The sequence below is a fragment of the Streptomyces sp. TRM68416 genome (assembly GCF_014596915.1).
Lineage (GTDB): Bacteria > Actinomycetota > Actinomycetes > Streptomycetales > Streptomycetaceae > Streptomyces.
On record NZ_JACVWU010000030.1, the window covers coordinates 86,662 to 106,995 of the forward strand.

Sequence of the window (20,334 nt, forward strand, 5' to 3'; positions counted from 1 at the left end):
CCTTGAGCCAAGCAACCCTGTCCCTGACCCGTGCCCGGCACTCGCTGTCACCGTGGGCGCGGATCGCCGCTCTGACGGTCTGCGCGCTGCTCACCCTCGGGCCGGTCATCTGGACCGTCTCCACGTCGCTGCGCACCCCGGCGGAGTCCTTCGACCTACCACCGAAGATCATCCCGACGAACCCGACCACCGAGGCGTACTCCGGGGTCTTCGACCAGCTCGACGTGTGGCTGCTCGCCCTCAACTCGACGCTGGTGACCGCGCTGATCGCGGTCGGGCAGATGATCACCGCGGGGCTCGCCGGGTACGCCTTCGCGCGGCTCGAATTCCGGTTCAAGAAGCCGCTGTTCGGGCTGGTGCTGGCGACGATGATGGTGCCGTTGCAGGTCACCATCGTGCCGGTGTTCCTCGTGCTGAAGTCGATGAGCCTGACCGACACCCTGCTCGGGCTGATCATCCCGGCCTTCCCGACCGCCTTCGGCACCTTCCTGATGCGCCAGTACTTCCTCGGCATGCCCAAGGACCTCGGCGAGGCGGCGATGCTGGACGGCTGCGGACCCTGGCGGACCTTCCGCTCGGTGTACGCGCCGCTGGCCGCGCCCGGGCTCGCGATCGTCGGCGTGCTCGCCTTCAACTACCACTGGAACGAGTTCTTCCGGCCGCTGATCCTGGAGACCTCCGCGCAGAACTACACGCTGCCGCTGGGTCTTGTCTCGCTCCAGGGCAACCTCGGCACCGGCTCGATCTCGGTCGTCCTCGCCGGTGTCGTCCTCTCCATGATTCCCGCCGTCGCCGTGTTCGTCGTCGGCCAACGTCCTCTCCGTGAGGGCATCACCTCCGCAGGAGTCAACCGTTGAGCACCACCCCGCTGTCCCCGGACCCCAACGCCCCCCGCTTCCGGGTCCGTCCGCCCGCCCACTGGATCAACGACCCGAACGGGCCCTTCCGTTGGCGCGGCCGGTACCACCTGTTCTACCAGCACAACCCGGACGCGCCGGTGCACGCCAACGTCCACTGGGGCCATGTCTCCAGCCCCGACCTCGCCCACTGGGAGCACCACCCGATCGCGCTCGCCCCGACCCCGGGCGGCCCGGACGAGGCGGGCTGCTGGTCGGGGTGCATGGTCGACGACGACGGCGTGCCGACGGCCGTGTACACGGGCATCGACCGCCGCCACGCGGGCCTCGGCACGATCTGCCTGGCGCAGGCCGCCGACCCCGACGACCCGGCGCTCGCGGAGTGGAAGCCGCTGCCGACGCCGGTGGTGTCCGGCCCGCCCGACGGCCTGGACGTGGTGATGTTCCGCGACCCGTTCGTCTTCCGCAGCGGCGGCCGGCGCCGGGCCCTGGTCGGCGCGGGCCACGCCGACGGCACACCGTCGGTCCTGCTGTACGACTGCGACGACCTGGCCGACTGGCGCTTTTCCGGCGTGCTGCTGGACGGCAACGACCCCGTGGCGGCCGAGGTGCTGGGCGACCGGGCCGTGGGCTGGGAGTGCCCGCAGATGTATGTGACGCCGAGCGGGGACTGGGTCCTCGTCGTCTCGCTGTGGGACGGCGACCCGTGGTCCACCGGCTATCTGACGGGCCGTCTGGTCCCGGACGGGGAAGGCGGGTTGCGCTTCGAGGCACGGACGGGCGGCCGTCTGGACCACGGTCGGGACTGCTACGCACCCGCCGTGCTCCAGGAGCGGGACCGCGCCCTCATGTGGGGCTGGTCCTGGGAGGCGCGCGGGCAGGACGAGGTCGACGCCGCCGGCTGGGCGGGCGTCCTCACCGCGCCCAGGGTGGTCGACGTACACCCGGACGGGACGCTGCGCGTCACCCCTGCCCCGGAGCTGGAACGGCTGCGCGCGTCCTCGCCGTTCGTGACCGCCCCCGGCACCGCGCCCCTCCCCCGGGCCTACGACCTGACCGTCACCGCGGCCGGCCCCACCTCGGTGAGCCTGCTGCGCGCCGCCTCGGGCGCCGAGCTGACCATCCGGCTGGACCCCGCAGCGGGCACCGCCCTCCTCGACCGCACCGACTGGCCCCGCACGGGGCGGGAAGGTTCCGCCCCCGTCGAGGTTCGCGTGCCGGCCGCACCGCACCTGGAGATACGCGTCCTCGTCGACGGCTCCCTGCTGGAGCTGTACGTCGCCGACCGGGCCACGGTCACCGAGCGCGTCTACCGACGCCCGGACGACGTGCCCGAGCTGACGGTGACCGGCGCGGGGGCGGCCGTAGCGGGATGGGAGCTGACCCAGGAGCGCTGAACCGCCCCCGCGGTCCCAGCTGGGCGGCGTCCGTGCGACCTGGGTCGGCCGGACGCCGCCTCGGTCGCGGGGCGGCACGCCGGCGCTCCGCTGGGAGTGCCGTGGAGTGTCGTGGAGTGCCGTGAAGTGTCGTCCTTCGGCTGCGGGCTCGTCGTGGTCGGTCGCGCAGTTCCCCGCGCCCCTGTGGGCGCTGCCGAACCGCCGTCGAACGCGCCAGGTCCGCTTGGCACCGGCACGGCCCTCTGTCACCGGCCGGGAACCGGTCCCACCGACGCACGGTTGACCACCTCGCAGGCCAGGCGGCGGGTCGTGGCCGGTGGGGTGCGGCCCGTGTCGATGGCGTCCAGCAGGAGGCGGGCGGCGGTCTCGCCCATGGCTCGGTGCGGAAGGGCGATGGTGGTGAGGGGCGGGGCGAGGAACTCGGCCATGTGTTCCTGGTCGTCGTAGCCGACCACCGAGAGGTCGTCGGGAACGGTGATTCCGAGGCGGGCCGAGGCGTGCAGGACGCCAGCGGCGACACGGTCGTTGTAGCAGAAGACGCCGGTGGGGCGCCGGTCGGCGGGCGTGTCGGCGAAGACGCGCAGGGCGCCCTCGTAACCGCCGGAGATTTCGCCGCCGGTCCTGACCACCCACTCCTTGGGGACGGTGACGCCCTCGGCCCGCAGTGCGTCGCGGAAGCCACGCAGTCGCTCGACGGAGGCGATGTCGTCGTGGCCTCCGATGTGGGCGATCCGGTGGTGCCCCTGGTCGAGGAGGAGTCGGGCGGCCGTACGGCCGCCGGCGCGCTCGGCCGGGATGACGGCGGGCAGGGAGTCGTCCTCGGGCAGGCAGTTGGCCAGGACGGAGTGGGTGCGGTGCAGTCCCTCGGGGACGCGGACGCGGCGCAGGGACATGGCGGCGTAGATGATGCCGTCCACGCGGCGGTCGAGGAGCTCGGCGACCGCCGCGTCCTCCTTGGCCGGGTCGCCCCCGGAATCCACGGTCACCACGAGGTGGTCGCTGCCCCAGGCCGTCTCCATGGCCCCGCGCAGCAGCCGGCCGGCGAAGGGGGACGAGGCGATCTCGTCCGTGACCAGGCCGATCACCGCCGTGCGGCGGCGGCGCAGACCGCGGGCGACGGGGTCGGGGCGGTAGCCGAGCTGGGCGGCGGCCTGCCGGATGCGCTCCTGGGTGGCGGGCGAGAGGTTGCCCTCGGCCCGCCCGTTGAACACGAAGGACACGGCCGTGTGCGAGACGCCCGCCAGCCGTGCCACGTCCCGCGACGTGGGACGCCCGGTTCCCGTCGCCCGCTTCTCCTCGGCTGTGCCCATGTCCGTCCGCCGCCCTCGTCCCCGCCCCGCCGCTTGATCACTCCCACCCTAGCCGCGCGGGGCGCGGCCGGGGCATCCGGCCGCGTGGCGTGCTGTGCCCGCGGGGGCACCCGCGGCGCGCGTCAGTGGACCGTTCCGGTGCCCTCTCGGATGAACCGCTCGGCGACGGCCCGTTTGGCGGGTTCCAGCTCCCGCTCCACCGTCCCTGCGGTCGCGTGGTCGAGCGTCACCATGGCCGGGTACTGCGCGGCCTCCCTCAGCATGCCGATCCGTGCCCGCACGTCATCGTGGGGGGACTCCCTCCCGGAGACGTTCGCGGCGTAGGCGGCGAGCTTCCTCCACAGTCCCTCAGCCGCATTCGTCCGGCTGAACGTCCGGGCCTCAACCGCCAGTCGACGCGACTCGGCGGTTACGGCACCGGACAGGCCACGGCACTCCAGTGCCTGCACGGCTGCCTCCGTGGACGCTACGCGGGCGGCGAGCCCATCCGAGCGGAACTCGGCCTCCTCGGCCGCAGACGCGGCAAGGCGTTGGACCAGCCGGGCCATCTGCTTCTGCGGCCAGGTGACAAGCCATGCACCCCAGCGTGACAGGGCGCTGTCCACCCGGAAGCGAGCGGCGGCCTGGGCCATTTCGTCTGCGCGCCGGCTCACCGGCGAGGCGGCCAGGGCCTGTTCCCTCATCGCTCCCGAGTGGTCGGACGGCGCAGCGGCACCGTGCAGGAGTGGGAGCACGGTGCGCACCATCAGGTTGTGCCTCACGTCACCGGTGGTGAATCGCCCCACTTCATGGGTCAGACAGGCGATGCGTTGCTGCGGCGTGAGCGTCTCCCACAGGGCGAGGCCGATATCGAGCCGTCTCCCGCGCAGGCCGAAGGGCACCGCGCTGATCGCAAAGTCCTGGGTGAGCTGAACGGCATCGAAACCCCGGGTGCCGACGGACTCCGCGATCTCGTCCAGAAGCGCGAACAACCGAGGTGCGTCGGCTCGTCGCAGGAGCCGCTCCTCGTCCACCTTGTCACGGTGGGGTCGCAGTGTCGCAGCCAGGCAGATCAGGAAGAGCCCCATGACGGGCTGGACGATCGTTTCCCATCCGAAGACGATCAACAGTGTGCCACCCGCCGCCAGACCACCGGTCATGAGGTGCACCAGAGCGGAAACGGCCACAGCGAGCGCCGCCTTCACCCGATGGCCCCGGACGGGAGGAGACGCATGACTGACCGCTCGTGGACCCGTCGTCCCACTCTCTCTTGCCAGGCGCACCCGCTCTGCTCCCCCGATTCCGGTACCGAACTCACCTGCCGATTCACCGACTCTGGCGGAACGCGTCGACTCACACATTGCCTGAAACCAGCAATCTTGAAGCCGACCTCATGCCTGCCGCTGACACCCGGACCCGATCCCGAAGTCGATCAAGTCGTTCTCGCCAGTCGGTCCGAGCGGCCGGGTGGCCGGGTGGCCGAAGCCGTCAGCGTGCAGCGAGTTGAGGGCGGCGTTGTCGAAGTCACCCCGCCACTCGCACGTGATCGTCACTCCTATTCGGAGGAGTTCGAACAAGGAACGCACGTGGGCCGACCGTGTGGACCGGCGATGTCGCAGCACACACGTGGATGCCGATGGAGCCGCCCGTCAGGGTCCGCCGCAGTGCCCAGGAGATCGGCGTGCGGAGTCGCTGACACACCAGTGCGCGCCCGCCGTCGTGCGGCAGGGCACGCTGAGCCACTTCGACTCCACGTGCGCCAGTGAGCCGAGCGTCTCAGCCCTGCCGGGTACGCAGGGCGGCGAGCGCCCGGTCGGCGTGGGTGTTCATGCGCAGCTCGCTGCGGACGACCTCCAGGACCGTGCGGTCCCGGTCTATGACGAAGGTGCTCCGCTTGGTGGGCGCCAGCGAGAAGCCGCGCTTCACGCCGAACCGCTCGCGGACCGTGCCGTCGCTGTCGGAGAGCAGCGGCATGCCGAGGGTGTGCCGGCCCGCGAACTCCTGCTGGCGTTCCACGGGGTCGCCGCTGACGCCGACGGGCCGGGCGCCCACGGCGGCGAACTCGGCGGCCAGGTCACGGAAGTGGCAGGCCTGGGCGGTGCAGCCGGGGGTCAGGGCGGCCGGGTAGAAGAACAGCACGACCGGTCCTTCAGCGAGCAGTTCGGACAGCCGCCGGGTGGTTCCGGTCTCGTCGGGCAGGGCGAAGTCCTCGACCGTGTCGCCGATCTTCACGGGGGTGCTCATGCCTGTGCCTCTCCGCCGCGGGCGACGCTGCGGGCCCACAGCACGAGGGGTACCTGGAGCGGCAGCCTGCCGAGGGCGGCGGCCCTGGCCGGGGCGGGGCGGTGCCGGTAGTCGACGGCCATCTTCACGTTGGCCGGGAACACTCCGACGAAGAAGGCCGCCGCGGCCCGTGCGGCGGTCTTCCGGGTGCGCGGCAGGGCGATGCCGGCAGCCAGCGCCAGTTCGGCGGCCCCACTGACGTAGGTCCAGGTCCGGGGGGTGCCCGGCAGGGAGCGGGGCACGATCGCGTCGAACTGGCGCGGGGCGGCGAAGTGAGCGACGCCGGCGGTGGCCAGGAGGCCGGCGAGCAGCAGGGGTGAGCGTTCGGACCGTGGCACGGTTCCTCCTCCGGGGTCTGCCGCGCGATGTTACCGGACGGTAGAGCGGAGGTGCACGGCCGGTCGGCCGTCGGCCGGTGCTGCGGCTCCCCGTCGGCCGCGCAGGCGAGGAAGTCGTCGACCGTGCGGGGGAACGGCCCTGCCGGTCGCCGGAGTTCGTCGGGCGACCAGGCGACCAGGCGGCCGGGGCCGACCGTGTGCCCGGAGCGCCTGCGTCCCGGCCGGACTCGGTCGCGTCGATGCACCGGACGCGGCCCTCGTCGGAGGCGGACTCGGTCGCGTCGATGCACCGGACCCGGCGGTCATCGAGGCCGGACTCAGTCGCGTCGATGCACCGGACCCGGCGGTCATCGAGGCCGGACTCGGTCGCGTCGATGCACCGGACCCGGCGGTCATCGAGGCCGGACTCGGTCGCGTCGATGCACCGGACCCGGCGGTCATCGAGGCCGGACTCAGTCGCGTCGATGCACCGGACCCGGCGGTCATCGAGGCCGGACTCAGTCGCGTCGATGCACCGGACCCGGCGGTCGTCGGGGTCGGGTGCGCGGGTGACGTGGCCGGACTGCTCCAGTCGCCGCACCGTGCGCGTGGCGGGCGAGGCCCCCGCGCTCCCCCGGCCGTTGCGGCACGCAGCCGGTGGTCTGCCGCGGCAGCGCGACCGCGGCCCCGCCTGCGCAACGGCGCTCCCGCCGGGCGCACGGGCCGCCGATCAGGCGAAAGGCGGGGTTCGGGTGCGTGGCGCGGGACCGGGGCGTCGACAACTCATCCGTGAGCCTGCCGCTGATCCCTCCGATGCTCGCCACGCCCGGCGCCCTTCCGCCCGCCGCGCAGGACGCGCGCTGGGCGTACGAGACCAAGCAGGACGGCCAGCGGGTGGTGGCCTACCTCCCCGGTGACGGCACCCTGCTGCTGCGGGCCCGCTCCGGGGAGGACGTCACCGCCGCCTATCCTGAGCTGCGCGGCCTGGGCGGCGCGCTCGGCACCCAGGCCGCCGTGCTGGACGGGGAGGTGCTGGCCCTCGACGAACAGGGGCGCGCGGACTTCCAGTTGCTGCAGTCCCGCATGGGGCTCGCCCACGCCCCGGCCAGGGCCGCCCGCCGGGCCGCGCGGGCGCCGGTCCGGCTGGTGCTGTTCGACGTGATGCACCTGGGCGGCCGCCTGCTCACCTCCCTGCCCTACACGCGGCGGCGCGAGCGGTTGACGGGGCTCGGCCTGGACGGTCCGTACTGGTCGACGCCCGCGGCCCTCTTCGGCCACGGCGAGCAGGCGCTGCGGGCCACTCGGGAGCACGGTCTGGAAGGGCTGGTGTGCAAGCGGCTGGACTCGGTGTACGAACCCGGCGTCCGCTCCCGCGCCTGGATCAAGATCCGCAACCTGCACAGCGAGGACGTCGTGGTGGGCGGCTGGCTGCCGGGCAAGGGGCGGCTGACGGGCCTGCCGGGCGCGGTTCTGGTCGGCCAGCGCGCCGGCGGGCGGCTGCGGTACGTCGGCGGGGTGGGCACCGGATGGAGCGAGCGGGAACGCGCGGAACTCGCCGTTCTGCTCGGGGCCGCCGAGACGGGCGTGTGTCCCTTCGACCCGGTGCCGCCGGTCCCGGGCGCGCGCTGGGTGCTCCCCCGGCTGGTCGGCGAGGTGCGGTTCAGCACCCGTACGCGGGCCGGGCTGCTGCGTCAGCCGTCCTGGTTGCGACTGCGGCCCGACCTCACGCCGGAGGATTCGGCGGCCGACCTGCCCGACCCGCCACCTTGATCCAACTGTTGGCGCGGCCGTTACCGGAGCGACGCCTCCCCCCCTCTTGGCGCGGACATGAAAAGTGGGGAAGCTGAACTTCCCTTTCCCCCACAGCCGTTGGGCGCCGCCCGACGAGGAGGACCCGTGTCGTCACCGTCGTTCAAGAAGCACCGCAGGAGATGGCTCACCGGACTCGCCGGTGCCGCCGCGCTCGTCGTCGCCTTCCCCTCCGTGGCCTTCGCCGCCCCGCCGCCCGCCCTGCCCGCCAACGCCGAGGCCGCCGAGTTCACGTACCAGCCGGCCTTCGACTACGACACGGACGGCTGCTACTCCACGCCCGCGATCGGCCCGGACGGAACGGTCAACGGCGGCCTCAAGCCCACCGGTGCCCTCAACGGCAGCTGCCGCGACGCCTCGGACCTCGACAACACCAACACCTACTCCCGCTACAAGTGCAACAACGGCTGGTGCGCCTACCTGTACGGCCTGTACTTCGAGAAGGACCAGGCGCTCGCGGGCAGCAGCATCGGCGGGCACCGGCACGACTGGGAGCACGTCGTGGTCTGGGTGCAGAACGGCGCCGTCCAGTACGTCTCGACGTCCAACCACGGCTCGTTCACGATCTCCGCGGCCTCCCGCGTGCGCTTCGACGGCACGCACGCGAAGATCGTCTACCACAAGGACGGCGTCAGCACGCACTGCTTCCGGCTGGCGAACTCCAACGACGAGCCGCCGGAGAACCACAAGGGCACCTGGCAGTACCCGCCGCTGGTCGGCTGGAACGGCTACCCCGCGGGCGTGCGCGACAAGCTGACCGCGTACGACTTCGGCAGCGCCCACTTCGGCCTGAAGGACGGCAGCTTCACCAACCATCTGGCGAAGGCGAAGCCGTCGGACATCGCCTTCGACCCGTACGCCTGATCCGGCCGTCGGGCCTGGGGACTAGGACCCGCGCAGCGGCGCGCCTACGCCTCGGGCCCGATCCGGTGGCGCGGGCCGCTGCCTACCGTGATCGGCATGAAGACGACAGACACGAGCGGGCAGCTCGAAGAGGCTCTGGAACGCGTGCACGCCTCCGGCCCGGAGTTCGAGGGCTGGCTGACCAATCACGCCCCCATGGTCGTCGAGGCGCTCGCCGCGCACGGGCACGCGGGGGCGGTGCACCGCTGGCTGGACCTCTACCGGGACCGGCTGGACGAGCTGCCCGACCGCGTGGCACCCGTCACGGACGACAACTGGCCCTCGGCGCTGGGGGATCCGCGCCGGATCACCGACTGGAACGACCACTTCGCCCGCTCCCTCGCCGAGCGCCCCTGGCGGGACGTCCTCGCCGAGTGGTGGCCGCGGCTGCTGCCGGGCCTGTACGGCGGCGCGACGCACGTCGTCATCCGGATCGGCCATGCCGTACGCGCCCTGGAGGCCGCCGAGAACGCCCCCCGGCTCGCCGAACTCGCGCACGGGCTGGGCTACTGGGCGGCCCGGCACCAGCCGCTGACCGACCTGGCCGTACTGCCGGGCGCCGCGCCGACCGCCACCGAGGCCCTGGACGCCGTACCCCCCATCGGCAAGGGGCACGTGGGCTTCCGCAGCCGTCTTGCCGCGGTGCGGCAACTGCCGCTGTGGGCGCAGGAGGTGACCGACCCGGACACCGCGCGGCAGCGGCTGGCGGAGCTTGTCCGCGCCTCGACGCACCGCTACGCCACCCACGGCCACGGTGAGCCGACCATGCTGGTCCACGCGGCCACGGCCCCCAACGCCGTGCTGCGGACGCTGGATTCGCTGCCGCGGGAGCTGTGGGTGCCCAGCCTGCACGCGGCCTGGACCGCGTCCGCCGCCGTCACCGCCATGTACGCCCCCGACGAACCGGTCTCCTACGAGCCGCCCGCTCGCCTGACGGCCGGGGAGGTCATGGAGCGCGCGCTGGCCCACGGCGACGAACACGTCATCAAGCTGGCCGACACCGCCCTGGACGTCGGCGACGACCTCGCGCTCGCCGCCGCCGTCCGCGCGGTCGAGATGAGCGAGCCCCTGGTCGCCTGAGTCAGCCCCCGTTCACCACCGCGTCGCCGAGGCCGGTCCGCCCGTACAGGACGAAGTGGCCCCGGCGCCGCGAGGTGAGCAGGCCCGCCTCCCGCAGCACCGACAGGTGGGCCGACACGGTGGACGGGGCCAGGCCGTGCCGGGCGGCGAGTTCGGTGGTCGAGGCGGGGGCGGTCAGCCCGGTGAGGACGGCGGCGCGCTGGTGGCCCAGCAGCCGGGCGAGCCCCTGCGACGGACGCGGCACACCCGTGTCGTGCAGTCGGCCCATCCCGCGGGCCGGGTAGATGACGGTGGGCTGCCAGGGCCGGGCGAACCCGCTGACCACGTCCGGCCACACGAACACGCTCGGCATCAGCAGCACACCCCGTCCGTCGGCCCGCTGCGCCTCGGCGACCTCGCCGTACATGCTCAGCGTGAGCGTCCGGTCGGTCCAGCCGATGCCGGGGTGCAGGTCGGTGAGGAGCGCGTCGAGTCCGCCGTCGGCCGCCTGCCGGGAGCGGTGGGCGATGTCGGCCTCCAGCACGGCACGGTGGCGGGCCCAGTCCGCAGCGAGCAGGGCGTGCCAGGCCCGTTCGGTGAGTTCGGCGAGGTGCCGCACGGCGGCGGCGGGGTCGTCGAGCGCCGCGCGCCCCTGGGGCGACTCGGCGAGCCCCGGGGTGCAGGCGAGCGAGCGGGCCATCTCCGCGTGGGCGAGGACGGGATCGGTGGCCCGCATCCGTGCCAGTTCGTCCTCGAAGGAGGGGTACGGCTCCGGCGGGGGCGCGCCGAGGAAGTCGGGGGTGTAGCCGCCGGGCGGCGGGATGAACATCAGCAGCGGATCGAGGCCGAGTCCGGCGACCGTACGGCGGGCGCGGCGCAGCCAGCCCTGGTGGTAGCCGTGCCGGCCGGGGCGGCGCAGCAAGCGCAGCGCCTCGTGGATCTGGCACAGCGGCGAGATCGCGAACCGGCAGCGCGTCAGGTCGTCGGTGCCCAAGTGGAAGCTCAGGGGCAAGGCGCCTCCCTCGTCGACGCGGCCGGACCGGCGGATGATTCGGCCTGGAACGAAAGAGTAGAAGCCTCCCGCCGGGCCCAGCAGGCTGCCTGCAATGACCGACCAACGATCACCGGTACAGGAACGCACTGTCCCCGCGCGTCCGGCAGCGTGGCGCAGGGCCACCGTCGTCGGGGCCCTGATGCTGGCCGCGTTCACCTTCAACACCGCCGAGAACCTCCCTGTCGGACTGCTGCCCCTCATGGCGGACGACCTCGGGGTCTCGCTCCGGGCGGCGGGCGCACTGGTCACCGGCTACGCGCTCACCGTGGTGGTGGTGTCCCTGCCGCTCGCCCACCTCACCCGGTCCGTGCCCCGCCGGTACCTGCTCACCGCGCTGCTCGCCCTGCTCGCCGCGGGGAGCTGGGTGTCGGCGCTCGACTCCGTCACGTACGGGCCCCTGCTGGCGGCGCGCACCGCGACCGCGCTCGCGCAGGCCCTGTACTGGGCGGTGATGGGCCCGGTCGCGGTGGGCCTGTTCCCGCCCGAGCGGCGGGGCCGGGTGATGGGCCTGCTGTCCATCGGGGGCTCGCTGGCCACGGTGCTCGGGGTGCCCGCCGGCACCTGGCTGGGCGCGCACACCGGCTGGCACACCCCGTTCGCGGTGCTCGGCGCGCTCGCACTGGCGTCCCTCGTCACCGTCGCCGTCCTGCTGCCGACGTCCCGCCCGACGCAGGGCCACGCGGCCTACGGCGTCGCGCCCGACCGGCGCCGCTTCCTCGTCGTCCTCGCCACCACCGCCCTGTCGGTGACGGGCGTGTTCACCGCGTTCACGTACGTCTCCGTCTTCCTCGACGAGGTGAGCGGACTCGGCGAGGAGGCGGTGAGCGGTGTACTGCTGGCGTTCGGTGCGGCGGCGTTCGCCGGGATCACGGTGTACCGGCCGCTGCTGGACCGCTACCCGCGGGCCACCCTCGTCGTCCCCGTCTCGACCCAGGCGGTCGCCCTGCTGGGCCTGTACGCGCTCGGCGACGGCAAGGTCGCGGCGGTCGCGCTGCTGATGCTGCTCGGGGCGTCGGTCGCTCCGGTGTTCATGGCGACGCAGACCCAGGTCCTGCATGTGGCCCCCGGCCGCACGGAGTCGGCGCTCGCCGCCAACTCGGTGGCGTTCAACGTGGGGGTGGGGCTCGGCGCGCTCCTCGGCGGCGCCCTGCTGGCGGTGGTGGACGTGCGCGGGACCGTCCTCGTCGGGGGGCTGCTGACGGTGGGGGCGCTGGCGGTGCTCACCTACCCGGACGGTTCGGCGGCGCGCTGAAGGGCTCGGGGCCTGCGCGACCGGCTCGTGTCGGTGCCGCGGACGACCGACGCGAATCGAGCCGTACGGCACGGATGCCGCGGTCCGAAGGTCTATCGTGGCCGCATGTCCGTCCCGGAACTGATCCGTATCGTCTCCCGCGACTCCCCCATGGCGCTCGCCCAGGTCGAGCGCGTCCGCGCCGAGTTGGCCGCCCTGCACCCCGGTGTGCGCACCGAGGTCGTGCCGGTGCGGACGACCGGGGACAAGTGGCTGGGCGATCTGTCGAAGGTCGAGGGCAAGGGGGCGTTCACCAAGGAGGTGGACGCCGCCCTGCTGGCGGGCGAGGCGGATCTGGCGGTGCACTGCGTCAAGGACGTGCCCGCAGACCGGCCGCTGCCCGCGGGCACGACGTTCGCGGCGTTCCTCAAGCGGGACGACATCCGTGACGCCCTGGTCCATCCGGGCGGGCTCACCCTGGACGAACTCCCGGCCGGAACCCGCGTCGGCACCTCTTCGGTGCGTCGGGTCGCCCAACTGGCCGCCACGCACCCGCACCTTCAGTGCGTGCCGTTCCGCGGGAACGCCAACCGGCGGCTGGCGAAGCTCGCGGCCGGCGAGGCGGACGCGCTGCTGCTCGCCGTCTCCGGCCTGGAGCGCATCGACCGCCGTGACGTGATCAGCGAGGTTCTCTCCCCCGAGACGATGATGCCGCCGATCGGGGCGGGCATCCTCGCCCTGCAGTGCCGGGAGGGCGACACCGCGCTCATCGACGCGGTCAGCGGCCTCGGCGACCCGGACACGCATCGGGAGGCCACCGCCGAGCGCATGTTCCTGCATGTGCTCCAGGGGCACTGCAACAGCCCGATCGCCGGGTACGCGCGCGTGGACCACGGTGGTGAACTGTCGCTGCGGGCGTGCGTGTTCACCCCGGACGGCAAGACGCGGCTGAACGCCCACGAGTGGGCCGGCCGGCTCGACCCGGCCACGCTGGGCACGTCGGTGGCCGTGGCCCTGCTGCGTCAGGGCGCCCGCGAGGTCATCGACGGCATCCCTCACTGAGCGGGCGGCGGGTCAGGCGGTGCCCTCCTCCGCCTGCTCCCGCAGGAAGGTGTCGATCTGGTGCGCCAGGCTCTCCCGCCCGGCGCCGACGGGGGCATGGCCCTGGTCGAGCCCGATGCCGCCCGCCCACAGCCGGCGGTCGGTCCACTCCTCGTCGACGCGCAGCTGAATCTGGACGTCGACCTGGCTCAGGCTCGCCTCCGGCCCGGCCGCGTAGAGCACGGCGGTGGCCCGGCGCAGCGGGTAGACGTCGAAGCCCTCGATGAACTGCGTGCTGCGCCAGTCGAGGAAGGCGCTCTCGCCGTCGGGGCCGATCCGCACGTCGATCTGGCCGTCCTCCAGATGGATCCCGAAGTGCCGCTCACCGCGGTTCTCGACGGTCACGCGGACACTGAAGTACGTCAGTCCCTCGGCGGCGTCGTCACGTCCTCGCGGGGGCTCCGACTTCTCCAGACGGTGGACGCGGACCCGCAGACCGGCATGCTCGTCGTACTCCTGCCAGTCCCCGACCACGTTCGGCTCGCACACACTGCACCTCTTCGACCTCAGAGAGCTGCTTCCTATCTGTGCGCCGAGCGCACTGTCAAATGCGCGGAATGCGCTGTGGCCAGCGCATTCGGCACGTCTGATCGCCGATCAAGCGCTGCCCAGGCACAATCCGGCCGGCCTGCGGGCGGCCCCGCCCCGGAGCGTGCCGCACATCACGTCCACGGCCATGATCGGCGGCATCCCGCGGACGCGGCGCCACGGCGCGGGCGCGCGGCCCGTCGACGCCCCCGCCGAAGGCCGCGCATTTTCACTCACCGAATTCTTCCGATTCCGTTATGTTCCGCCGCCCGGGTTTTCCTCCAGGAAATTCCCCGAATTGTTTCGGAACCTCCGGCGCCGGGAATTCTCCGTTATGTGCTTCGGACAGGAGGCACGTCCGTGGGAGCCGCTTCGGCCGGGCTCCGGACGTTCTCCGCGAGTCCCTGACCGCACGCCTCCCACGATGTCTGTCCATCCAGCATCTGCTGAGGGAGGCGCGCTCGATGCGTACCGCCGGCAGAACCAAGCACCCCCACCACGACGCTCCCGACACCGCCGAGGCCTTCGAACGACTGGCACGGCTGCCGGAGGGCGAGGAACGCAAGGCGCTCCGCGACGAACTGGTCCGGGCGTGGCTGCCCATGGCCGAGCGGATCGCGGTCCGGTTCAAGGGCCGCGGCGAGTCCCTGGAGGATCTCTACCAGGTGGCGGCGCTCGGCCTGGTCAAGGCCGTCGACCACTACGACCCGGCGCGCGGCTGCGCCTTCGAGGCGTACGCCGTGCCCACGGTCACCGGTGAGATCAAACGGCACTTCCGCGACCACATGTGGACGCTGCACGTACCGCGCCGGGTCCAGGACCTGCGCAACCGCGTGCGGCACTCGACCAAGGAGCTGTCCCAGACGACACCGGGACACGCCCCGACCGTGAAGGAGATCGCCCGGCACGCACAGCTGAGCGAGGGCGAGGTACGGACCGGGATGGAGGCGCTGGAGTGCTTCTCCGCGCTGTCCCTGGAGGCCGAGATGCCCGGCACCGACGGCTACGCCCTGGGCGACGCGATCGGCGGGCCCGACCCGGGCTACGACCTCGTCGTCGACCGGGTGGCCGTCCGGCCCTGCCTGGACAAGCTCCCGGAGCGCGAGCGGACCATTCTCTACCTGCGCTTCTTCGGCGGGATGACACAGAGCCGCATCGCCCAGCAGTTGGGCATCTCGCAGATGCATGTCTCCCGGCTGCTCAGCGGCTGCTTCGCGCAGCTGCGGGAGGAGCTGCTCGCCGGGGTCCGCTGAGGTCCCCGGTCGTTCACTCGGGGGCCCCCGGGATCTGCGTCGGGCTGTGGCGGTCCAGGGCCGCCTCCAGTTCGGCGCGGATCTCGGGCGGCATCGCTCCGTCGCGGCCCCAGATCAGGATCAGGTCGGCGACGTTGCGGAGCTTGATGTTGGTGTGCTGCGACACCTCCTTCAGCACCGCCCAGCCCGCGTCCGGGGTGACCCGGCCCATCGCGACGACCATGCCGATCGCCTGGTCCACGACGGCGTGCGAGGTGACGGCCTCCTTGAGCTGCTGGACTTCTTCCTGGAGCTCGGAGATGCGGTCGGTCTCGTCGGCTGGTTCGTGCGGACCCCGGGTCACGACTCCATCGTGTCACTCGTGCGGCGGTATGCCAGCGGGCGCAGGGTGGAATCATCATTGTTTCGGCGCGCCGCGCGGGGTACTCGGCGAGCGCCCGTAGGGGTAACGGCCGGACACTGGGAAGAGAAGCCGGTGGCCGCCGGCCGGCGAGACCAGGACGCGACTTCCATGAACCACGACACGACAGGCCCCAGCGGCACCAAGAGCATCGTCTCCACGCACTCCGTCTTCGGCGCACCGTGCTGGGTGAGTCTGACCAGCCGCGACCTGGAGGCCACCAAGGAGTTCTACGGCGCCGTTCTGGGCTGGCAGTGGCGCACGGGCAAGCTCGGCGAGCGCTTCCGGATCGCCCTGGCGGACGGAGTACCGGTCGCCGGGATCGCCGGCGTGGCCGCGATGTGGCAGATGGCCGTCGCCTGGACGCCGTACTTCGCGGTGCCCAGCGCCGACGAGGCGGTGGCGCGGGTGCAGGAGCGCGGCGGCACGGCCGCGGTCGGACCGCTCTCCTTCCCGCCGGGCCGGGCGGCCCTCCTCGCCGACCGGGACGGCGCGACCTTCGGGATCTGGGAGGGGGAACTGTTCAGCGACTGGGAGTCCTGGCGCCGCTCCACCCCGACCTTCATCAGCCTGCACACCCGCGACGCCTTCGACGCCGCGATCTTCTACGGCGAGGTCCTGGACTGGGCGTCGGAGCGGCCCGGCTGCTGCGAGGTGCACTACGAGGGCGGCGAGGTCGTCCTGCGCAGCCGCGGCGATGTGGTGGCGCGGATCGAGTCGGGGGCGCTGGGAGCCGCCCCCGACCCCACGATCCGGCCGCACTGGCAGGTCCACTTCGCGGTCGCGGACGTGGCGGCCTGCGCCCGGGCGGCGGAGCTGCACGGCGGCAGCGTGCTGACGAAGTCGGGCGACGAGGCGGTGCTGCGGGACCAGGACGGCGCCCAGTTCACGGTGACCTCGCACCGCCAACGCTGATCTCAGCCGCCGCTGCGCGAGGGCCGTGACAGCAGTACCAGGCTCCGCGCCTCCACCGTCATGCCCGTGCCCGCCTTGTGCTCGGCCTCGTCGGGCGCGCCCTGCGTCTCCGCCGTGTCGATCAGCGTCGTCCAGCGCTCGCCGTAGGTGACGTCGGGCAGCAGGAACTCCACCGGCTCCCAGTAGCTGTTGAGCAGCAGCAGGAAGGAGTCGTCCACCAGCGGCCTGCCGCAGGGGTCGGGTTCGGCGATGGCGTCGCCGTTGAGGAAGACCCCGACGCAGTGCGCGTCGGAGCGCTGCCAGTCCTCCTCCGTCATCTCGCGTGCGTCGGGCAGCAGCCACACCAGGTCGGGCAGCGGCTGGCCCGCGTGCGTGACCGTCTCGCCGCGGAAGAAGCGGCGGCGGCGCAGCACGGGGTGGGCGCGGCGCAGGGCGATGACATGCCGGGTGAAGTCGGCGAGTTCGCGCTGCTCGTCGGTCAACCGCCAGTCGATCCAGGAGACTTCGTTGTCCTGGCAGTAGGCGTTGTTGTTGCCGCGCTGGGTGCGGCCGAGTTCGTCGCCGTGGCCGAGCATGGGGATGCCCTGCGAGAGCAGCAGGGTGGCGAGGAAGTTGCGCTGCTGGCGGGCACGGAGTTCGAGGACGGCCTCGTCGGCGGTGTCGCCCTCGGCGCCGCAGTTCCAGGAGCGGTTGGTGCTCTCGCCGTCCCGGTTTCCCTCGCCGTTGGCCTCGTTGTGCTTGTCGTTGTAGGAGACGAGGTCGCGCAGGGTGAACCCGTCGTGCGCGGTGACGAAGTTGACGCTGGCGCGCGGCCGGCGCCTGCTGTGCTGGTACAGGTCGGAGGAGCCGGTGAGCCGGGAGGCGAACTCGCCCAGGGTGTGCGGCTCGGTGCGCCAGAAGTCCCGTACGGCGTCCCGGTACTTGCCGTTCCACTCCGACCACAGCGGCGGGAAGTTGCCCACCTGGTAGCCGCCCTCGCCGACGTCCCAGGGTTCCGCGATCAGCTTGACGCGGCTGATCACCGGGTCCTGCTGGATCAGGTCGAAGAACGCCGACAGCCGGTCCACCTCGTGGAACTGGCGGGCCAGGGTGGCGGCGAGATCGAAGCGGAAGCCGTCGACGTGCATCTCGGTCACCCAGTACCGCAGCGAGTCCATGATCAGCTGGAGGACGTAGGGGTGCCGCATCAGCAGGCTGTTGCCGGTGCCGGTGGTGTCGTAGTAGTGGGACCAGTCGCCGTCCACCAGGCGGTAGTAGGAGGCGTTGTCGATGCCGCGGAAGGAGAGGGTGGGGCCCTTCTCGTTGCCCTCGGCGGTGTGGTTGTAGACGACGTCGAGGATCACTTCGAGGCCGGCCGCGTGCAGCGTCTTCACCATCGACTTGAACTCGGCGACCTGCTGTCCGCGGGTGCCGTGGGCGGCGTAGGCGTTGTGCGGGGCGAAGAAGCCGATCGTGTTGTAGCCCCAGTAGTTGGACAGGCCCCGGTCCTTGAGCACGCCGTCCTGGACGAACTGGTGGACCGGCATCAGCTCCACGGCCGTGACGCCGAGCGAGGTCAGGTGCTCGACGACCGCGGGGTGCGCGAGCCCGGCGTAGGTGCCGCGCAGGTCCTCGGGGACGTCGGGGTGGGTGCGGGTCAGGCCGCGGACGTGGGCCTCGTAGATGACCGTGTCGGCGTACGGCCGCCGCGGCGGGCGGTCGTCGCCCCAGTCGAAGTACGGGTCGGTCACCACGCCGAGCATGGTGTGCCCGGCGCTGTCGGCCGGGGAGGGGCCGCCGGGGGTGCGCTCGAACAGGGAGGCGTGGTTGTCCATCTGACCGTCGACCGCGCGGGTGTACGGGTCCAGGAGCAGCTTCGCCGGATTGCACCGGTGGCCGAGGGCGGGCTGCCAGGGCCCGTGCACCCGGTAGCCGTAGCGCTGTCCCGGGCCCACGCCCGGCAGGAAGCAGTGCCAGACGAAGCCGTCGACCTCGGTCATCGCCACGCCGGTGTGGTTGCCGTCGTCGTCGACGAGGACCAGTTCGACGTGGTCGGCGACCTCGCTGAACAGGGCGAAGTTGATGCCCTGTCCGTCGTAGGCGGCGCCCAACGGGTAGGGGTGCCCGCTCCAGGCGGGCACCCCTTTCCGGTGCTCGGGCGCGGTCACCGCGCCTCCTCCAGCACCCCGTCCGGGGTGCTCGCCGGGTCGGCCAGCAGGGCGGCCGGAACGTCGCGCGGCACCTGGAGCACCTCGCGCAGGCTCGGTGCCGGGGCCGTCGGCACGAGCGGGATGCGCCCGCCGGCACGGGCCCGCTGCGAGAACCAGATGACCTTGCCGCCGGTGTCCGTGGCGCAGCAGCCCCAGCCGTCGCTGGTGGCCGCGAGGTGCTGCAGGCAGCCGCGCAGGTCCTGGTCGGGGCGCAGGTCGCGGTCGTTGCCCCCGATGGCGGTGATGAGGTGCTGGCCGTTCCACCACATCTCGATCGACGTGCTCTTGTCCGTCGCGTGCTCGTCGATGGCCTTCAGCAGCAGTTCGGCGCCGCCGCATACGGGCTGTACGAGGTTGTCCAGGTGCCAGTACTTCAGGTGAGCGGCCAGGATGCGCCTGACCTGTCCGACCCGTTCCGGACTGACTTCCACGTCGAGGTGGTAGTAGCAGGGCACTGCGGTCTTCATCGTCGTTGGCTCCTCACCGGCGAGACTCAGCGCTTCCCCCGTCCCCGCGGGACGGGCCCCGAACGCGAAGCGTGAGCACTGATCGCTTCTGAGTCACCTCAAGCGTGGGAGTGCTACGCCATTCGTGCAACACGAGAGCGACACGCCGGGTCGTTGAAGCTCTAACAAGACGCTGGGTCGTTGCACATGCACCATGAGTGAAGACCTCGACGCCCCGGAGCGGTGTCGTGTGTCCGCACCCGGCCACCGCGCGCCCCTCGGGCCGCGCGCCCACCGACCCGGAAGGTGAACGGCCTCATGCTGCTACCGGCCAAAGCCGAAGTCGCCCGCCAACTGCGGCGCTACCGCGCCTGGGAACGTCTCATGCTCGCGGCTCCGACCGACCGCAATGTGCGGGCCACCTTCGAGGACGCGGGGTACACGCTGTGCGTGCTGATGGGCAAACGGTGCGCGCGCGAGGCCGCGGACGCCGCCGAGCGCTATCTGCGCACCAGCCTCGGCACCTATTTGCGCGAACAGAGTCAGCACGTCGTTCCGGCCGGCGGCCCCCGTCTGGCGGCCACGCGGCGTTCCCCGGCGGGAACGTAGCCCCGTTCGGCGCAGCTTGCATTCCCCCCGGCCGGGCCCCTGGGCCCGGCCACCGGCACGGTGGAGAGGCGAGACCATGAAGGCAACCCCGGGCATCGGCCGTATCCCCGTGCGGGATGTGCGACCGGCCGTGGAGGGCGGCCCGGCGAAGGCGGTCGTGGGTGAGACGTTCGAGGTCTCGGCCACCGTGTTCCGCGAGGGTCATGACGCCGTCGCCGCCAATGTCGTCCTCCGGGACCCGCAGGGGCGTCCGGGCCCCTGGACGCCGATGCGGGAGCTGGCCCCGGGCACCGACCGCTGGGGCGCCGACGTCACCCCGACGGCTCCCGGGCGGTGGACGTTCCACGTCGAGGCCTGGGGCGACCCGGTGACCACCTGGCGGCACCACGCCCGCATCAAGATTCCGGCCGGGATCGACACCGGGCTGGTCCTGGAGGAGGGCGCCGACATCCACGAGCGGGCGGCGGCCTCGGTGCCCCGCAAGGAGCGGCGGGTGATCCGTGCCGCCGTCGAGACGCTGCGCGACGACTCGCTGCCGGTCGCGACCCGGCTGGCGGCCGCCTTCCGGCCCGAGGTGGAGGAGTTGCTGTCGCGGTATCCGCTGCGGGAGCCGGTCACCGCTTCCGAGCCGCTGCCGCTGCTGGTGGAGCGCGAGCGGGCCCTGTACGGCGCCTGGTACGAGTTCTTCCCCCGT

Annotated in this window: 20 protein-coding genes; 11 read left to right on the plus strand and 9 right to left on the minus strand. The window is 72.6% G+C overall.

Annotation, left to right across the window (positions count from 1 at the left end):
- Nucleotides 1-2: 2 nt before the first annotated feature.
- A complete protein-coding gene (locus tag ICC28_RS34960; protein ID WP_188292834.1) occupies nucleotides 3-857 on the plus strand; it encodes a carbohydrate ABC transporter permease in 855 nt (284 codons plus the stop codon).
- 11 nt (nucleotides 858-868) lie between these two features.
- Nucleotides 869-2,254, plus strand: coding sequence for a glycoside hydrolase family 32 protein (locus ICC28_RS34965; protein ID WP_188292856.1), 1,386 nt, complete (start codon nucleotides 869-871; stop codon nucleotides 2,252-2,254).
- Nucleotides 2,255-2,499: 245 nt separating this feature from the next.
- Here ICC28_RS34965 and ICC28_RS34970 read toward each other — a convergent pair whose 3' ends face one another.
- From ICC28_RS34970 to ICC28_RS34985, 4 genes are all read right to left on the minus strand, one after another.
- Complete coding sequence (locus ICC28_RS34970) at nucleotides 2,500-3,564, minus strand: LacI family DNA-binding transcriptional regulator (RefSeq protein WP_188292835.1); 1,065 nt, start codon at nucleotides 3,562-3,564, stop codon at nucleotides 2,500-2,502.
- Between the two features lie 122 nt (nucleotides 3,565-3,686).
- Nucleotides 3,687-4,703 (minus strand): M48 family metallopeptidase, encoded by a 1,017-nt coding sequence (locus tag ICC28_RS34975; RefSeq protein ID WP_188292836.1) that lies wholly within the window; start codon nucleotides 4,701-4,703, stop codon nucleotides 3,687-3,689.
- A 616-nt stretch (nucleotides 4,704-5,319) separates the two neighbouring features.
- Nucleotides 5,320-5,787: a peroxiredoxin gene (locus ICC28_RS34980; protein ID WP_223190313.1), complete on the minus strand. Its 468-nt coding sequence runs from the start codon at nucleotides 5,785-5,787 to the stop codon at nucleotides 5,320-5,322.
- The gene (locus tag ICC28_RS34985; protein WP_188292837.1) at nucleotides 5,784-6,164 is read right to left on the minus strand and encodes a DoxX family protein; all 381 of its coding nucleotides are present in this window, start codon (nucleotides 6,162-6,164) and stop codon (nucleotides 5,784-5,786) included. The genes ICC28_RS34980 and ICC28_RS34985 overlap by 4 nt, the downstream gene beginning before the upstream one ends.
- A gap of 768 nt (nucleotides 6,165-6,932) precedes the next feature.
- On the opposite strand from ICC28_RS34985, the gene ICC28_RS34990 reads away from it, so the two are divergent.
- The 3 genes from ICC28_RS34990 to ICC28_RS35000 all read left to right on the plus strand — a co-directional run bounded on the left by ICC28_RS34990 (nucleotide 6,933) and on the right by ICC28_RS35000 (nucleotide 9,935).
- Nucleotides 6,933-7,913 (plus strand): ATP-dependent DNA ligase, encoded by a 981-nt coding sequence (locus ICC28_RS34990; RefSeq protein ID WP_188292838.1) that lies wholly within the window; start codon nucleotides 6,933-6,935, stop codon nucleotides 7,911-7,913.
- A 126-nt stretch (nucleotides 7,914-8,039) separates the two neighbouring features.
- Nucleotides 8,040-8,816, plus strand: coding sequence for an NPP1 family protein (locus ICC28_RS34995; RefSeq protein WP_188292839.1), 777 nt, complete (start codon nucleotides 8,040-8,042; stop codon nucleotides 8,814-8,816).
- Nucleotides 8,817-8,912: 96 nt separating this feature from the next.
- Nucleotides 8,913-9,935, plus strand: coding sequence for a questin oxidase family protein (locus ICC28_RS35000; protein ID WP_188292840.1), 1,023 nt, complete (start codon nucleotides 8,913-8,915; stop codon nucleotides 9,933-9,935).
- Between the two features lies 1 nt (nucleotide 9,936).
- Here ICC28_RS35000 and ICC28_RS35005 read toward each other — a convergent pair whose 3' ends face one another.
- Complete coding sequence (locus ICC28_RS35005; protein WP_188292841.1) at nucleotides 9,937-10,926, minus strand: ArsR/SmtB family transcription factor; 990 nt, start codon at nucleotides 10,924-10,926, stop codon at nucleotides 9,937-9,939.
- A 94-nt stretch (nucleotides 10,927-11,020) separates the two neighbouring features.
- Here ICC28_RS35005 and ICC28_RS35010 point away from each other — a divergent pair, with 94 nt between their 5' ends.
- Both ICC28_RS35010 and hemC read left to right on the plus strand, forming a co-directional pair.
- Nucleotides 11,021-12,220, plus strand: a complete 1,200-nt coding sequence (locus tag ICC28_RS35010; protein WP_188292842.1) for an MFS transporter — start codon at nucleotides 11,021-11,023, stop codon at nucleotides 12,218-12,220.
- Nucleotides 12,221-12,325: 105 nt separating this feature from the next.
- Nucleotides 12,326-13,261 carry a hydroxymethylbilane synthase gene (hemC, locus tag ICC28_RS35015; protein ID WP_188292843.1) on the plus strand — a complete coding sequence of 312 codons (936 nt, stop codon included), beginning with the start codon at nucleotides 12,326-12,328 and terminating at the stop codon, nucleotides 13,259-13,261.
- Nucleotides 13,262-13,273: 12 nt separating this feature from the next.
- On the opposite strand, the gene ICC28_RS35020 is transcribed toward hemC, so the two are convergent.
- Nucleotides 13,274-13,789 (minus strand): hypothetical protein, encoded by a 516-nt coding sequence (locus ICC28_RS35020; protein WP_188292844.1) that lies wholly within the window; start codon nucleotides 13,787-13,789, stop codon nucleotides 13,274-13,276.
- A 503-nt stretch (nucleotides 13,790-14,292) separates the two neighbouring features.
- On the opposite strand from ICC28_RS35020, the gene ICC28_RS35025 reads away from it, so the two are divergent.
- Nucleotides 14,293-15,081, plus strand: a complete 789-nt coding sequence (locus ICC28_RS35025; protein WP_188292845.1) for an RNA polymerase sigma factor SigF — start codon at nucleotides 14,293-14,295, stop codon at nucleotides 15,079-15,081.
- Nucleotides 15,082-15,094: 13 nt separating this feature from the next.
- Here the strand turns inward: ICC28_RS35025 and ICC28_RS35030 are convergent, their stop codons facing one another.
- Nucleotides 15,095-15,424 (minus strand): ANTAR domain-containing protein, encoded by a 330-nt coding sequence (locus ICC28_RS35030; protein WP_188292846.1) that lies wholly within the window; start codon nucleotides 15,422-15,424, stop codon nucleotides 15,095-15,097.
- Nucleotides 15,425-15,592: 168 nt separating this feature from the next.
- Between ICC28_RS35030 and ICC28_RS35035 the strand changes: the two genes are divergently transcribed.
- The gene (locus ICC28_RS35035) at nucleotides 15,593-16,396 is read left to right on the plus strand and encodes a VOC family protein (RefSeq protein ID WP_188292847.1); all 804 of its coding nucleotides are present in this window, start codon (nucleotides 15,593-15,595) and stop codon (nucleotides 16,394-16,396) included.
- A 2-nt stretch (nucleotides 16,397-16,398) separates the two neighbouring features.
- Here ICC28_RS35035 and glgX read toward each other — a convergent pair whose 3' ends face one another.
- Together glgX and ICC28_RS35045 are read right to left on the minus strand one after the other, a co-directional pair.
- Nucleotides 16,399-18,543 (minus strand): glycogen debranching protein GlgX, encoded by a 2,145-nt coding sequence (glgX, locus tag ICC28_RS35040; protein ID WP_317454151.1) that lies wholly within the window; start codon nucleotides 18,541-18,543, stop codon nucleotides 16,399-16,401.
- Complete coding sequence (locus tag ICC28_RS35045; protein WP_188292848.1) at nucleotides 18,540-19,052, minus strand: pep a2; 513 nt, start codon at nucleotides 19,050-19,052, stop codon at nucleotides 18,540-18,542. Before ICC28_RS35045 ends, glgX begins: the two co-directional genes overlap by 4 nt.
- A 297-nt stretch (nucleotides 19,053-19,349) precedes the next feature.
- Here ICC28_RS35045 and ICC28_RS35050 point away from each other — a divergent pair, with 297 nt between their 5' ends.
- Nucleotides 19,350-19,640, plus strand: coding sequence for a DUF5133 domain-containing protein (locus ICC28_RS35050; protein WP_188292849.1), 291 nt, complete (start codon nucleotides 19,350-19,352; stop codon nucleotides 19,638-19,640).
- Between the two features lie 76 nt (nucleotides 19,641-19,716).
- A partial coding sequence (locus tag ICC28_RS35055; protein ID WP_188292850.1) for a maltotransferase domain-containing protein occupies nucleotides 19,717-20,334 on the plus strand: 618 nt, incomplete at its 3' end.

Excerpts from the sequence above, each read along its gene's own strand:
- ICC28_RS34970 (WP_188292835.1), bottom strand. The coding sequence starts at position 3,564 with ATGGGCACAGCCGAGGAGAAGCGGGCGACGGGAACCGGGCGTCCCACG.
- ICC28_RS34975 (WP_188292836.1), bottom strand. The coding sequence starts at position 4,703 with ATGACCGGTGGTCTGGCGGCGGGTGGCACACTGTTGATCGTCTTCGGA.
- ICC28_RS34980 (WP_223190313.1), bottom strand. The coding sequence starts at position 5,787 with ATGAGCACCCCCGTGAAGATCGGCGACACGGTCGAGGACTTCGCCCTG.
- ICC28_RS35000 (WP_188292840.1), top strand. The coding sequence starts at position 8,913 with ATGAAGACGACAGACACGAGCGGGCAGCTCGAAGAGGCTCTGGAACGC.
- ICC28_RS35010 (WP_188292842.1), top strand. The coding sequence starts at position 11,021 with ATGACCGACCAACGATCACCGGTACAGGAACGCACTGTCCCCGCGCGT.
- hemC (WP_188292843.1), top strand. The coding sequence starts at position 12,326 with ATGTCCGTCCCGGAACTGATCCGTATCGTCTCCCGCGACTCCCCCATG.
- ICC28_RS35025 (WP_188292845.1), top strand. The coding sequence starts at position 14,293 with ATGCGTACCGCCGGCAGAACCAAGCACCCCCACCACGACGCTCCCGAC.
- ICC28_RS35035 (WP_188292847.1), top strand. The coding sequence starts at position 15,593 with ATGAACCACGACACGACAGGCCCCAGCGGCACCAAGAGCATCGTCTCC.
- ICC28_RS35045 (WP_188292848.1), bottom strand. The coding sequence starts at position 19,052 with ATGAAGACCGCAGTGCCCTGCTACTACCACCTCGACGTGGAAGTCAGT.
- ICC28_RS35050 (WP_188292849.1), top strand. The coding sequence starts at position 19,350 with ATGCTGCTACCGGCCAAAGCCGAAGTCGCCCGCCAACTGCGGCGCTAC.